We start from the raw sequence: 13,088 nt of genomic DNA, 5'->3' as shown, positions 1-13,088 counted from the left end.
GGAACCATGAGCTACGAGATCCGATCGGCCGGTGACGACGACTTCTTCGGGTGGCTGCCGCTGTTCGCGGCGTACTGCAGCTTCTACGAGACGGAGCTCGACGACGCCAAGGCGTTGATCGTGTGGAACTGGATCCGCGACGAGGCCGAGCCGCTCCAGGCAGCGCTCGCGGTCGACGACGACGGCCGTCCGGTCGGGCTCGCGCACTTCCGCGCGGTGCCGCACTCGCTCAGCGCGACCCGCGGCATGTACCTCGACGACCTGTACGTCGACGAGTCGGCACGCGGCGCGGGCATCGGCCGGGCGCTCATCGAGCACGTGCACGCCCGGGCGGCCGAGATCGGCACCGGTGGCGTCAGCTGGATCACGGCCGACGACAACGCCGACGCCCAGCGCGTCTACGATCAGCTCGCCCGGCGCACGAGTTGGGTCACCTACGAGATGGACGCCTGATGCGGCTCGGCACCCGCTGGGCCTTCGGCACCGAGCCACCGGCATCCGTGCCGGTCGAATTGCGCGAGCGCATCGCGGCTGCCGAGACGGCGTTCACCGGCGACGGCGAGAATCGTCACTGGACGCTCACCTGGCTCGAGGGCCGGCCGATCGCCGAGCTCGACGACGGCACGGTCGTGCGCGAGACGATCGTCGACGCGCACGACGCCGACGAAGACTGGTAACAACCCCAACGCCGGCGGCCTCGGTCGCGGTCGCCGCTCGTGACGGCTACGCGCGCGCGATGATCTCGCCGTGCGGCATCATCAGCCAGCCGTCGGCGTCGGCGGCCCAGGCGCGCCACGCCTCGGCGATGCGCCGCAGCTCGTCAGGGTTCGCGTGCCCCGACTCGATCGCGTGCGCGGCGAACTGCGATTCGGTCGCGCGCTCGGCCCATGCGCCGCCCCACCACTCGCGTTCGAGTTCGGTGGCGAACACCCAGTTGGTGGCGGTCGAGGCGATGTCGGTGAACCCGGCCTCACGGGCCCAGCTCTTCAGGCGTCGGCCGGCGTCGGCTTCGCCGCCGTTCCACTCGTGCACCGCGTGGTACAGCTCGAGCCACCGCGAGAGCCCGGGCGAGGCGGGATTCCAGATCACGCCGCCGTAATCGACGTCGCGAACCGCCACGATGCCGCCCGGCTTGGTGACCCGGCGGAACTCGCGCAGCGCGTCAACGGGGCGACCGAGGTGCTGCAGCACCTGGTGCGCGTGCACGATGTCGAAGGTGTCGTCGTCGAAGCCGAGCGCGTAGGCGTCGCCCACGGCGAACTCGGCGTTCGCCACGCCCTCGCTCTGCGACAGTCCCGTGGAGTGCGCCACGACGTCGGCGGATGCGTCGATGCCGACCACCGTGCCCGGTCGCACCCGTCGCGCGATGTCGATCGTGATCGTGCCGGGGCCGCTGCCGACATCGAGCACCCGTGCGCCGGCCCGAAGGTGCGGTTCGAGATAGGCCGCCGAGTTCGCCACCGTGCGCCAGGAATGCGTGCGCAGCACGCTCGGGTGGTGCCCGTGCGTGTACTCGTCGCGGGGCGCGTTCTCGGGCCGTTCGATGCTCATGCTCCGAGCATATGCTCACGGGGCGCGATGGCGACCGGCCTCGCCCCGATGGCAAGTACGGTGGACTGATGAGCGATCCATCGAACCCGCTGCTCCAGCCGAGTCCGCTCCCGCACCTGCTCCCGCTGTTCGCCCTCATCCGCCCTGAGCACTTCCGCGAGGCGATCGAGCTCGGCATGGACGAGCAGCGCGCGGCGGTCGAGCTGATCGCTACCGACCCTGCTGCCCCCACGTTCGGCAACACCATCGTGGCCCTCGAGCGCTCGGGCGCCCTGCTGCGACGCGTGCTGCCCGTGTTCGAGAACGCGAGCTCGGCCGACAGCAGCGCGGCCATCGACGAACTCGAGGTCGAGTTCGCACCGAGGCTCGCCGCGCACCGTGACGCCAATCGGCTCGACCCGCGTCTCTATGCGCGGCTCGTCGAACTCCACGCGAGCCGTGATGAGCTCGGACTCGACGCTGCGTCGGTGCACCTGCTCGAGCGATACCACCGCAGGGCGACGCTTGCCGGCGCGGCCCTCGACGCAGAGGCACGAGCCGAGCTCACCGCCCTCAACACTCGCATCTCGCAGCTCACGACCACCTTCCAGCAGCGGCTGCTCGCCGAGACGAACGAGCTCGCGCTGCACCTCCTCGACGCGGCGGAGCTCGATGGGCTCGACGCCGGTCGACGATCAGCGGCACGCGAGGCGGCGATCAATCGGAGCCTGCCCGGCTGGCTCATCACGCTCGTGCTCCCGACAGCCCAGCCGGCACTCGCCGAACTGGAGCGCGACTCGGTGCGCGATCGGTTGTTCGCCGCGTCACGGTCACGCGGATGCCGCGGGGGCGACCACGACACACGCGGGGTGCTGCTCGAGCTCGTGCGTCTCCGCGCCGACCGTGCGCGCCTGCTCGGCTTCCGCAATCACGCGGCCGCCGTCGCCATCGACGAGACGGCGGGATCCCCCGAAGCGGTCGCCGGGCTGCTCGAACGCCTCGTGCCCTCAGCAACGGCGAACGCGCGCCGAGAGGCTGAAGCGCTCACCGAGCGGGCCGCGGCCCTCGGCCGTCGTGCACTCATCGCGTCCGATTGGGCGGCGCTCAGCGAGATCGTGCGCCGCGATCGATACGACGTCGACCTGCATGAGATGCGCCCGTATCTCGAATTCGACCGAGTATTGAAGCACGGCGTCTTCCATGCCGCCACCCTGCTGTACGGTCTGCAGTTCGTCGAGCGCACCGACCTCGTCGGCTATCACCCCGAGACGCGCGTCTTCGAGGTGTTCGAAGAGACCGGCGAGACAGTCGGCCTCTATCTGCTCGACCTCTACACGCGCGACTCCAAGCGCGGGGGCGCGTGGATGAGCTCGCTCGTCGAGCAGTCCGAACTCGAGGGCACGCTGCCCGTCGTCGTGAACAACCTCAACGTGCCGAAGCCGGCCGACGGCGAGCCGACCCTACTGACGCTCGACGAGACCGAGACCCTGTTCCACGAGTTCGGGCACGCGCTGCACGGCCTGCTCTCCAGCGTGGCGCATCCGTCCGCGTCCGGTACGAACGTCGAGGGCGACTTCGTCGAGCTGCCGAGTCAGGTGAACGAGCTCTGGGTGCTCCGACCCGAGATCCTCGGCAACTACGCCGTGCATCACGAGACCGGCGAGCGGATGCCGCAGCACCTCGTCGACCGCCTTCTCGCCTCACGCACCTTCAACGAGGGGTTCGCCACGACCGAGTACCTCGCGGCGGCCACGCTCGACCAGGCCTGGCATCGGCTCAGCTCCGACGAGGCGGCGGCCGTGACCGATGTCGCCGCGTTCGAGCGAGCGGCGCTGGCGGCCTCGGGCCTCGATGACCCGCTTGTTCCGCCCAGGTACTCGAGCACCTATTTCGCGCACATCTTTGCTGGCGGCTACGACGCGGGCTATTACTTCTACATCTGGAGCGAGGTGCCCGGCGCCGACATCATGGCGTGGTTCGAGGCCAACGGCGGTGCGACGAGGGAGAACGGCGAGCGATTCCGCCGTGAGGTGCTCGCACCGGGTGGCTCCCGCGACCCACGGGAGTCGATCCGCCGACTGCTCGGTCGCGAGCCCGACATCGCAGCGCTCCTGAGCCGGCGCGGCCTCGCCTGAGACGACGGATGCCTCGTGCAGCGTGCTGCACGAGGCATCCGACGATGGCGGGAGTGATCTCAGATCGAGTCGACTCAGATCGCGAACCCGAGCGCCCGCATCATGTCGCGGCCGTCATCGGTGATGCGCTCTGGACCCCACGGCGGCATCCACACCCAGTTGATGCGGAACGCGTCGACGGTGCCGTCGAGCGCCTCGGCCGTCTGCTCTTCGATGACATCGGTCAGGGGGCACCCGGCGCTCGTGAGCGTCATGTGAATGACGAGGGCGTCGTTCTCGTCGTCCCAGCCGAGGTCGTAGATGAGGCCGAGGTCGACGATGTTGACCCCGAGCTCGGGGTCCATGACGTCCTTCAGCGCTTCTTCGACCTCGTCGTAGCGCTCAGGTGCGAGAGAGGTGACCATGATGCGATTCTACTCTCGCCCTATTCGGCCGTGGCCGCTGCTTCAGCGACCTGGTAGCGGTCGTAGCCCTCGTCTTCGAGACGATCGGCCAGCTCTGCACCACCCTGCTCGGCGATGCGGCCGGCGACGAACACGTGCACGAAGTCGGGCTTGATGTAGCGCAGGATTCGCGTGTAGTGCGTGATGAGCAGCACGCCGAGGCCCGAGGTGGCGTGCGCACGGTTGACGCCCTCGGAGACGATCTTCAGCGCGTCGACGTCGAGACCCGAGTCGGTCTCGTCGAGCACCGCGAACTTGGGCTTCAGCAGTTCGAGCTGCAGGATCTCGTTGCGCTTCTTCTCGCCGCCCGAGAAGCCCTCGTTGACGTTGCGCTCGGCGAAGGCCGAGTCCATCTTGAGGTTCGCCATCGACTCGCGGACGTCTTTGATCCAGCCGCGGATCGCGGGCGCCTCGCCGTCGATCGCCGTCTTGGCTGTGCGGAGGAAGTTCGTCACCGTCACGCCGGGAATCTCGACGGGGTACTGCATGGCGAGGAAGAGGCCGGCACGAGCACGCTCGTCGACCGACATCTCGAGCACGTTCTCGCCGTCGAGCAGGATCTCTCCCTGCACGACCTGGTACTTGGGGTGGCCGGCGATCGTGTACGCGAGTGTCGACTTGCCCGAGCCGTTGGGGCCCATGATGGCGTGGATCTCGCCCTCGTTGATGACGAGGTCGACGCCGCGCAGGATCTCGCGGGTGCCCTGGTCGGTCTCGACGTTGACGTGGAGGTTCTTGATCTCGAGAACGGACATGTTCGTAATGATCTCTTTCGGTTGCCGGCCGTTCCGGGCCGGAGAAGGGTGTGTCAGACGGTCAGGGTGACGGCGGGATCGATGTGGACGTCGCCGTCTTTGAGCTCGACCTGGTAGACCGGGACGGGCTCGTACGCGGGCAGCGTCAAGGGCTTGCCCGTCTTGAGCGAGAACATGGAGCCGTGGGCCCAGCACTCGAGGGTGTCGTCTTCGACGAAGCCCTCGGCGAGCGAGATGTCGCCGTGGGTGCAGGTGTCGCCGATGGCGAACACATCGCCGGCGGCGTCTTTCACGACGGCGATCGGCACTCCCTCGAGCACGAAGCGGGACGCCTCGTTCACGGCGAGGTCATCGATGGCGCACACGCGCACGGATGCCATGTCAGCGGCCTTCCAATTCGGACTCGATCGCCGCCGTGAGGCGGGCTTCGAGGTCGGCTGAGCCGATCTTCTGCACGATGTCGGTGAGGAAGCCACGCACGACGAGGCGACGAGCCTCGTCTTCGCGGATGCCGCGAGCCATGAGGTAGAACAGCTGCTCGTCGTCGAACCGGCCCGTGGCACTCGCGTGCCCGGCGCCCTCGATGTCGCCGGTCTCGATCTCGAGGTTCGGCACCGAGTCGGCACGGGTGCCCTCGGTGAGCACGAGGTTGCGGTTCTGCTCGTAGCTGTCGGTGCCGACCGCGGCGTTGCCGATGAGCACGTCGCCGACCCAGACGGTGCGAGCACCAGCACCCTGCAGCGCGCCCTTGTAGGTCACGCGGCTCTTGGTATTCGGCGCGTCGTGGTGCACGTAGACCTGCTGCTCGAGGTGCTGGCCGGCATCTGCGAAGTACAGGCCGAGGGCCTCGATGTCGGCGCCCTGCTCGGCGAGGTGGGTCGAGGGATTCACGCGAACGACGCTGCCGCCGAGCGAGACCACGATGTGCTTCAGGAACGAGTCGCGGCCGAGTCGCGCGAACTGGCTCGAGAGATGCACGGCCTCGTCGCTCCATTCCTGCAGCGAGACGACGGTGAGGGATGCCCCGGCGCCGACGAGGATCTCGACGTTCTCACTGAGACGGGCGGCCCCCGTGCCGGCGAGCACGACGAAACCACGGCTGTTCGGCGCGGCCTCGATGACGGTGTGTGCAGCCCGGGGCGTGTCGCCGAGCCCCGTACGGGTCACGAACGCGATCTTCTCGTCTTCGCCGGTGACGGAGATGAGGAGGGCGTCTTCGAAGGTCGACCACGCGTTGGCGCTCGCGCGCTCCTCGGGCGTGCCCGCCGTGCCGATGCGGGCGTCGTCACGCGGAATGTACGAGAACGCGATGCCGGGGACATCCGTCGTCTCGATCGGAAGTCGCGCGCCGTCGAGCTCACCGCCGGTGAGGTCGGCGAAGGCGGCGACCGGCGAGAGCTTCCACTCGCGCTCTCGGCCGTGCACTGGAGCGAAGTCGGCGACGTTCACCGAGCGGAAACGCTCGGAACGCGTCTGCACGGGCACGAAGGCGCCGTCGGAGTGCGCGACGAGGCCGTGCTGGGCGGCGGTGGGCATGGCTGTGCTGGTCATCTGATCGGTCATTCCTAGCCGACGCTGCCTTCCATGCCCATCTCGATGAGCTTGTTGAGTTCCATCGCGTATTCCATCGGCAGCTCGCGGGCGATCGGCTCGATGAAGCCGCGCACGATCATCGACATGGCCTCGGTCTCATCGATGCCACGGCTCATCAGGTAGAAGAGCTGCTCTTCGCTGACCTTCGAGACCGTGGCCTCGTGACCGAGCTTCACGTCGTCGACGCGGATGTCGATCGCCGGGTAGGTGTCGGAGCGGGAGATCGTGTCGACGAGCAGCGCGTCGCACACGACGCTGTTCGCCGAGTGATGCGCGTTGGCGTCGATGCGAACCTCGCCGCGGTAGCCGGCCCGGCCGCCGCCGCGGGCGATCGACTTCGAGACGATCGACGACTGCGTGTAGGGCGCCATGTGGATCATCTTGGCGCCGGCGTCTTGGTGCTGGCCCGGGCCCGCGAAGGCGACCGAGAGCGTCTCGCCCTTGGCGTGCTCGCCCATGAGGAAGATCGAGGGGTACTTCATCGTGACCTTGGAGCCGATGTTGCCGTCGATCCACTCCATGGTGGCGCCTTCGGCAGCGGTCGCACGCTTGGTGACGAGGTTGTAGACGTTGTTCGACCAGTTCTGGATCGTCGTGTAGCGCACGCGTGCGTCTTTCTTCACGATGATCTCGACGACGGCCGAGTGCAGCGAGTCGCTCTTGTAGATCGGCGCCGTGCAGCCCTCGATGTAGTGCACGTAGCTGCCCTCATCGGCGATGATCAGCGTGCGCTCGAACTGGCCCATGTTCTCGGTGTTGATGCGGAAGTAGGCCTGCAGCGGAATCTCGACGTGCACGCCCTTCGGCACGTAGACGAACGAGCCGCCCGACCACACCGCAGTGTTGAGCGCGGCGAACTTGTTGTCGCCCGCGGGAATCACGGTGCCGAAGTACTCCTCGAAGAACTCGGGGTGCTCTTTCAGCGCGGTGTCGGTGTCCATGAAGATGACGCCCTGGCGCTCGAGGTCTTCGTTGATCTGGTGGTAGACCACCTCGGACTCGTACTGGGCGGCGACGCCCGAGACGAGGCGCTGGCGCTCTGCCTCGGGGATGCCGAGACGCTCGTACGTGTTCTTGATGTCGTCGGGCAGGTCTTCCCAGGTCTGGGCCTGCTTCTCGGTGGAGCGCACGAAGTACTTGATGTTGTCGAAATCGATCTCCGACAGGTCGGCACCCCACGTGGGCATCGGCTTGCGCTCGAAGAGCTGCAGCGCGCGCTGGCGTCGCTGGAGCATCCATTCGGGTTCGCTCTTCAGTGCCGAGATGTCGGCGACCACCTCCGGCGAGATGCCGCGTCGGGCTGATGCCCCGGCAGTGTCGGAGTCGGCCCAGCCGAACTCGTAGGTACCGAGTCCTTCGAGTTCCGGTCGGTCGATCAGTACGTCCGTCATGCTCTCCCTCTTCTCCTCCGGTACAACCGGCTATCAGGCCGGCTCATTCCCCTCGTGAGTCGAGGTGCTCGTTGAGTGGGTGATGATGTGCCCGGTGGCGCTCTTGCCAACCTAAGATGGCTTACGGCCCGACACGCGCAGTCTCGCGCAGTCGACGGGCCCGCCAACCCATCAAGTCTACAGGGTCGCGGGGGTGCCGAACCGGACTCCCAGTGCCGTCACAGCGCGATCCGGATCAGGAACGAACCCGCGTGACCCGCACACTCCGCACCTTCGCCTGGGCTTCGTTCGTCGCCCAGGTCACGATCATCGCGACGGGTGGCGCCGTGCGCCTGACGGGGTCGGGGCTCGGGTGCCCCACCTGGCCGACCTGCACGGCCGATTCACTGGTTCCCACCGACGAGCTGAGCTACCACTCCATCATCGAGTTCGGCAACCGCATGATGACGGGCATCGTGGGCATCATCGCGCTCATCGTGTTCGTGCTGGTCTGGCGCATCCGTCGCGAACGGCGCGACCTCTACGTGCTGGCGTTCATCGTCGGCGTCGGCATCGTGGCCCAGGCCATCGTCGGCGGCATCACGGTCTGGACTGGCCTGAACCCGTTCATCGTCGGTTTCCACTACCTCTCCTCGCTCGCGCTCGTGTGCGTCACCGCCGCGTTCCTCGACCGCATGGACTCCCCCGCCGGGGCACGCGAGCGAGCCGTGCCGGGCTGGTACGCGGGGCTCACCCATGCCACGAGCGCCGTGCTGCTCGTCTCGATCGTGTTCGGCGTGCTGACGACCGGCTCGGGCCCGCACTCGGGCGATGCCGAGGCGGGGCGCTCCGGCTTCGACTTCGAGATCCTCGAGCACATCCATGCCTGGCCCGGCTACGCGCTACTCGCCCTGACCGTCGCGCTCGTCGTCGTGGCGTGGCGACTCGGCCTGCCCACGCTGCGGTGGTCGATCGCGCTGTTCGCCATCGAACTCGTGCAGGTCGGGGTGGGCCTCTACCAGGCGCGCAACGGCCTGCCGCCGTTCGCGGTCGGCGTGCACATGGTGCTCGCCGCGCTCACGGCGGCCGCGATGACCATCGTCATCGTGCGGCTGAAGCGCCCGGTCACTCCGGTCGAGACGGAGCGGGCCGTCGGCGAAGCCACCGTGGCACCGGCCCGCTGAACGCGGAACTTCGACCGGGCGATCTGAGGGGTCACGAATGCTGATCGAACATCGAGGCCACCGGCCGGTCGTGCATCCGACCGCCACGATCGCCGCGACGGCCGTGCTGTCGGGCGACGTCACCGTCGGGGCGGGCAGCCGCATCCTGCACGGCGCGGTGCTCAGTGCCGAAGACGGAGCGATCCGCATCGGCGCCGAATGCGTCGTCATGGAGCACGCGCTGCTTCGCGGACGAGCCGGACACGACGTGGTCATCGGCGATCACGTGATGATCGGTCCGCATTCGCACGTCAACGGCGCCACGCTCGCCGACGAGGTGTTCATCGCCACGGGCGCGTCGGTCTTCCCCGGCGCGAGCATCGGGCACGGTGCCGAGGTGCGCATCAATGCGGTGGTCCAGGTGAACACGGTGCTCGGCGCGGGAACCGTCGTGCCGATCTCGTGGGTCGCTGTCGGGGCGCCCGCAACGGTGCTTCCGCCCGAGCGACACGACGAGATCTGGGCGATCCAGCGCGACCTCGACTTCGTCGGCACCGTCTACGGGAGCCCGAGGGCTCACGGCATGCACGAGATCATGACGCGGCAGTCGGCGTTCTTCGCCGCGCACAGCGACGACCGGGTGGTCGACGACGCCGAGGCATCCGACGCCTGACCGCCATCAGTCCAGGCTGGGCCCGCAGACACGGTCTGCCGGAGCGGATCGCGGCCGAGGTGGTGCGAAGGCGCCGCTCAGAAGGGCAGCAGCGGGTCGATGCCGACCGCGAGGAACACGAGCGAGAGATAGGCGATCGAGCCGTGGAACACGCGCATCGGCGAGAACTGCTCGTGCCGGATGGCGAGGCTGTAGAGCCGGTGCGTCTCGTAGATGAACCAGACGCCGGTGACGAGGGCGACCACCGAGTAGACGAGGCCCATGCCGGCGATCGGGATGAGCAGCAGCGAGCACGCGACCGTCGCCCAGGCGTAGAGGATGACCTGCAGGCCGACCTGGGCACGACCTCGCACCACGGCGAGCATCGGCACCCCTGCGGCCGCGTAGTCGTCTTTGTACTTCATCGAGAGCGGCCAGTAGTGCGGCGGCGTCCAGAGGAAGATGATGAGGAAGAGGATGAACGGCGCCCAGTCGAGGCTCTCGGTGACGGCCGCCCAGCCGATGAGCACCGGCATGCAACCGGCCACGCCGCCCCAGACGATGTTCTGTGACGTGCGGCGCTTCAGGATCAGGCTGTAGAACACGACGTAGAGCAGGATCGCCCCGAGCGAGAGCGCCGCGGCGAGCCAGTTCGTGAAGATCCAGAGCCAGGCGATGGAGGCGAGTCCGAGCGCATAGGCGAAGACGAGTGCCTCGCGATCGGTCAGCTCGCCGGTGACGAGCGGCCGGCCCTGCGTGCGCTTCATCACGCGGTCGATGTCGCGGTCGATGTAGCAGTTGAACGCCCCAGCTGAACCGGCGCTCATGGCGCCGCCGATGAGGGTCGCGACGAGGAGCCAGAGGTCGGGCAGGCTCTGCTCCGCGAGGATCATGGTCGGGGCCGTGACCACGAGCAGCAGCTCGATGACGCGCGGCTTCGTGAGCGCCAGATAGGCGGCGAACTTGCGCCGCACGGTCATCGCCGGTCGGGTGACCCGGGTGTCTACGGCTGCCTGCATCGTTCCTCTTCCGGCGCGCGGGCGCGCATGTGCCGCCACGCCCGCGTTCGATTCTATGACATCATGTGTCGTCGAGTTGGGTAAAGGCTTTCCCCACGCAGTCGGGGCCTCACCTCCAGCAACCGGCCGCGTGAACTTCTCGTCACGGTCATGAAACGTGAGGAGTCCATATACTGGCAATGCGCGCCCGACGGCGCGGATTTCGAATTGCCGTCCGGTGCCGACGACCAACGGGTCATCCGCCGGGCACATCGCGCCGAAGCGACTCCCGCGGTGACGGGGACCATCGGTTCTCGGCGCCGTCCATGACCGGAAGGAACAGCACATCGTGGCAACTCTGCAGTGGGAACCCATTGACGACCAGGCCGTCGACACGGCACGCGTACTCGCGGCCGACGCCGTCGAGAAGGTCGGAAACGGACATCCCGGCACCGCGATGAGCCTCGCGCCCGCCGCCTACCTCCTCTTCCAGAAGGTCATGCGTCGCGACCCGGCCGACCACGCGTGGCTCGGCCGCGACCGGTTCGTCCTCTCCGCCGGTCATTCCTCGCTCACGCAGTACGTGCAGCTCTTCCTCGCCGGCGACGGCCTCGAGCTCAGCGACCTCGAGTCGCTGCGCACCTGGGGCTCCAAGACGCCGGGGCATCCCGAGTACGGCCACACCGCCGGCGTCGAGATCACCACCGGGCCGCTCGGCCAGGGCCTCGCCTCGGCAGTCGGCTTCGCCTATGCTGCGCGCTTCGAGCGCGGCCTCTTCGACCCGGATGCCGCGCCGGGCACGAGCCCGTTCGACCACTTCGTGTACGTCATCGCCGGCGACGGCGACCTGCAGGAGGGCATCACGAGCGAGGCGTCGTCGCTCGCCGGCCACCAGCAGCTCGGCAACCTCGTCGTGATCTACGACTCCAACCAGATCTCGATCGAAGACGACACCAACATCGCATTCACCGAGAACGTGGGCGAGCGCTACGAGGCCTACGGCTGGCACGTGCAGACCGTCGACTGGAAGAAGACCGGCGAATACATCGAAGACATCGCCGCACTGAACGCCGCGATCGAAGCGGCGAAGGGCGAATCCGACAAGCCGTCGATCATCATCCTGAAGACCATCATCGGCTGGCCCTCCCCCGGCAAGCAGAACTCGGGCAAGATCCACGGCTCGGCGCTCGGCGCAGCAGAACTGGCCGCCACGAAGGAGGTGCTCGGCTTCGACCCCGAGCAGAGCTTCGTCGTCGCCGACGACGTGCTCGCGCACACCCGCGGCGCCGTCGAGCGCGGCGCAGCGGCGCACGCCGAATGGCAGCTCGCCTTCGACGCGTGGGCTACGGCGAACCCCGATCGCAAGACCCTGCTGGACCGGCTCGAAGCCGGCGTCCTGCCCGCCGACATCGAGTCGGCGCTGCCCGTCTTCGAGGGCGGCACCGAGGTGTCGACGCGCGCAGCGTCGGGCAAGGTCATCAATGCCCTCGCCGGCGTGCTGCCCGAACTCTGGGGCGGCTCGGCCGACCTCGCTGAATCCAACCTGACGACGATCAACGGGGCCGCCTCGTTCATCCCGACCGAATGGTCGACCCACGAGTTCTCGGGCAACCCCTACGGCCGCGTGCTGCACTTCGGCATCCGGGAGCACGCCATGGGCGCCATCGTCAACGGCATCGTGCTGCACGGCAAGACGCGCGCCTTCGGCGGCACCTTCCTCATCTTCAGCGACTACATGCGGCCCGCCGTGCGTCTCGCGGCGCTCATGAAGGTGCCCTCGATCTTCGTCTGGACGCACGACTCGGTCGCGCTCGGCGAAGACGGCCCGACCCACCAGCCGGTCGAGCAGCTCGCGACCCTTCGCGCGATCCCCGGGCTCGCGGTCGTGCGCCCCGCCGACGCGAACGAGGTGGCCTACGCCTGGCTCGAGATCCTGAAGCGCACGGATGCCCCGGCCGGCATCGCGCTCACCCGCCAGAACATCCCCGTGTTCGAGCGAGGTGCCGGCGAGGCATCCGGTGACACCCTCGCGGCGGCATCGAACGTCTCGAAGGGCGCCTACGTGCTCGCCGACGCTGCTTCCGGCACGCCCGACGTGATCCTGATCGCCACCGGCTCCGAGGTGCAGTTGGCAATCGCGGCGCGCGAGACGCTGGCCGCAGAGGGCATCGGCGCGCGCGTCGTCTCGGCACCGTCGCTCGAGTGGTTCGAGGAGCAGCCGGCCGAGTACCGCGAGCAGGTGCTGCCCGCGGCGGTCACGGCCCGTGTCTCGGTCGAGGCGGGGATCGCCCTGTCGTGGCAGCGCTACCTCGGCAACCGCGGCCGCGCGGTCTCGATCGAGCACTTCGGCGCATCCGCCGACTACAAGACCCTGTTCCGCGAGTTCGGCATCACGGCTGACGCCGTCGTCGCCGCCGCGAAGGAATCGCTCGCGTCGGCCTGACGCGCG

13 protein-coding genes are annotated in these 13,088 nt (G+C 68.2%); 6 read left to right on the top strand and 7 right to left on the bottom strand.

Annotated elements, in window-relative coordinates; genetic code table 11:
* Positions 1-6 precede the first annotated feature (6 nt).
* A complete protein-coding gene (locus tag H521_RS0105585; protein ID WP_022892044.1) occupies positions 7-453 on the top strand; it encodes a GNAT family N-acetyltransferase in 447 nt (148 codons plus the stop codon).
* On the top strand, positions 453-677 hold the full coding sequence (locus H521_RS0105580; RefSeq protein ID WP_022892043.1) for a hypothetical protein: 225 nt from the start codon (positions 453-455) through the stop codon (positions 675-677). Before H521_RS0105585 ends, H521_RS0105580 begins: the two co-directional genes overlap by 1 nt.
* A gap of 46 nt (positions 678-723) precedes the next feature.
* On the opposite strand, the gene H521_RS0105575 is transcribed toward H521_RS0105580, so the two are convergent.
* Entirely contained in the window at positions 724-1,551 is an 828-nt protein-coding gene (locus H521_RS0105575) for a methyltransferase domain-containing protein (protein ID WP_022892042.1), read from the bottom strand.
* Between the two features lie 68 nt (positions 1,552-1,619).
* Between H521_RS0105575 and H521_RS0105570 the strand changes: the two genes are divergently transcribed.
* Positions 1,620-3,665, top strand: coding sequence for a M3 family metallopeptidase (locus H521_RS0105570; RefSeq protein WP_026481940.1), 2,046 nt, complete (start codon positions 1,620-1,622; stop codon positions 3,663-3,665).
* A 74-nt stretch (positions 3,666-3,739) separates the two neighbouring features.
* Here H521_RS0105570 and H521_RS0105565 read toward each other — a convergent pair whose 3' ends face one another.
* The 5 genes from H521_RS0105565 to sufB are packed head-to-tail and all read right to left on the bottom strand — an operon-like array spanning position 3,740 to position 7,847.
* Positions 3,740-4,069 (bottom strand): metal-sulfur cluster assembly factor, encoded by a 330-nt coding sequence (locus H521_RS0105565; protein WP_022892040.1) that lies wholly within the window; start codon positions 4,067-4,069, stop codon positions 3,740-3,742.
* Between the two features lie 20 nt (positions 4,070-4,089).
* Positions 4,090-4,863: a Fe-S cluster assembly ATPase SufC gene (gene sufC / locus H521_RS0105560; protein WP_022892039.1), complete on the bottom strand. Its 774-nt coding sequence runs from the start codon at positions 4,861-4,863 to the stop codon at positions 4,090-4,092.
* A gap of 53 nt (positions 4,864-4,916) precedes the next feature.
* Positions 4,917-5,243 carry a non-heme iron oxygenase ferredoxin subunit gene (locus H521_RS0105555; protein WP_022892038.1) on the bottom strand — a complete coding sequence of 109 codons (327 nt, stop codon included), beginning with the start codon at positions 5,241-5,243 and terminating at the stop codon, positions 4,917-4,919.
* A gap of 1 nt (position 5,244) precedes the next feature.
* On the bottom strand, positions 5,245-6,414 hold the full coding sequence (gene sufD, locus H521_RS0105550) for a Fe-S cluster assembly protein SufD (RefSeq protein ID WP_245560937.1): 1,170 nt from the start codon (positions 6,412-6,414) through the stop codon (positions 5,245-5,247).
* Between the two features lie 14 nt (positions 6,415-6,428).
* Entirely contained in the window at positions 6,429-7,847 is a 1,419-nt protein-coding gene (sufB, locus tag H521_RS0105545) for a Fe-S cluster assembly protein SufB (RefSeq protein WP_022892036.1), read from the bottom strand.
* A gap of 251 nt (positions 7,848-8,098) precedes the next feature.
* Here sufB and H521_RS0105540 point away from each other — a divergent pair, with 251 nt between their 5' ends.
* Both H521_RS0105540 and H521_RS0105535 read left to right on the top strand, forming a co-directional pair.
* Positions 8,099-9,010 (top strand): COX15/CtaA family protein, encoded by a 912-nt coding sequence (locus tag H521_RS0105540; protein ID WP_022892035.1) that lies wholly within the window; start codon positions 8,099-8,101, stop codon positions 9,008-9,010.
* Positions 9,011-9,047: 37 nt separating this feature from the next.
* Positions 9,048-9,662, top strand: a complete 615-nt coding sequence (locus tag H521_RS0105535) for a gamma carbonic anhydrase family protein (RefSeq protein ID WP_022892034.1) — start codon at positions 9,048-9,050, stop codon at positions 9,660-9,662.
* Positions 9,663-9,739: 77 nt separating this feature from the next.
* Here H521_RS0105535 and H521_RS0105530 read toward each other — a convergent pair whose 3' ends face one another.
* Positions 9,740-10,660, bottom strand: coding sequence for a heme o synthase (locus H521_RS0105530; protein ID WP_026481939.1), 921 nt, complete (start codon positions 10,658-10,660; stop codon positions 9,740-9,742).
* A gap of 328 nt (positions 10,661-10,988) precedes the next feature.
* Between H521_RS0105530 and tkt the strand changes: the two genes are divergently transcribed.
* Positions 10,989-13,082: a transketolase gene (gene tkt, locus H521_RS0105525; RefSeq protein ID WP_022892032.1), complete on the top strand. Its 2,094-nt coding sequence runs from the start codon at positions 10,989-10,991 to the stop codon at positions 13,080-13,082.
* Positions 13,083-13,088: the final 6 nt, after the last annotated feature.

Origin of the sequence: Agromyces subbeticus DSM 16689 (genome assembly GCF_000421565.1) — a bacterium.
Classification (GTDB): Bacteria; Actinomycetota; Actinomycetes; order Actinomycetales; family Microbacteriaceae; genus Agromyces; species Agromyces subbeticus.
The sequence above is the reverse complement of the archived record's forward strand: the minus strand, read 5'-3'. Positions and strand labels throughout refer to the sequence as shown.

Bases quoted from the DNA above. Each gene is read 5' to 3' on its own strand.
- sufB (WP_022892036.1), bottom strand. From the start codon at position 7,847: ATGACGGACGTACTGATCGACCGACCGGAACTCGAAGGACTCGGTACC.
- sufC (WP_022892039.1), bottom strand. From the start codon at position 4,863: ATGTCCGTTCTCGAGATCAAGAACCTCCACGTCAACGTCGAGACCGAC.
- H521_RS0105555 (WP_022892038.1), bottom strand. From the start codon at position 5,243: ATGGCATCCGTGCGCGTGTGCGCCATCGATGACCTCGCCGTGAACGAG.
- H521_RS0105530 (WP_026481939.1), bottom strand. From the start codon at position 10,660: ATGCAGGCAGCCGTAGACACCCGGGTCACCCGACCGGCGATGACCGTG.
- H521_RS0105580 (WP_022892043.1), top strand. From the start codon at position 453: ATGCGGCTCGGCACCCGCTGGGCCTTCGGCACCGAGCCACCGGCATCC.
- H521_RS0105565 (WP_022892040.1), bottom strand. From the start codon at position 4,069: ATGGTCACCTCTCTCGCACCTGAGCGCTACGACGAGGTCGAAGAAGCG.
- sufD (WP_245560937.1), bottom strand. From the start codon at position 6,414: ATGACCAGCACAGCCATGCCCACCGCCGCCCAGCACGGCCTCGTCGCG.
- H521_RS0105570 (WP_026481940.1), top strand. From the start codon at position 1,620: ATGAGCGATCCATCGAACCCGCTGCTCCAGCCGAGTCCGCTCCCGCAC.
- H521_RS0105535 (WP_022892034.1), top strand. From the start codon at position 9,048: ATGCTGATCGAACATCGAGGCCACCGGCCGGTCGTGCATCCGACCGCC.
- H521_RS0105575 (WP_022892042.1), bottom strand. From the start codon at position 1,551: ATGAGCATCGAACGGCCCGAGAACGCGCCCCGCGACGAGTACACGCAC.
- H521_RS0105585 (WP_022892044.1), top strand. From the start codon at position 7: ATGAGCTACGAGATCCGATCGGCCGGTGACGACGACTTCTTCGGGTGG.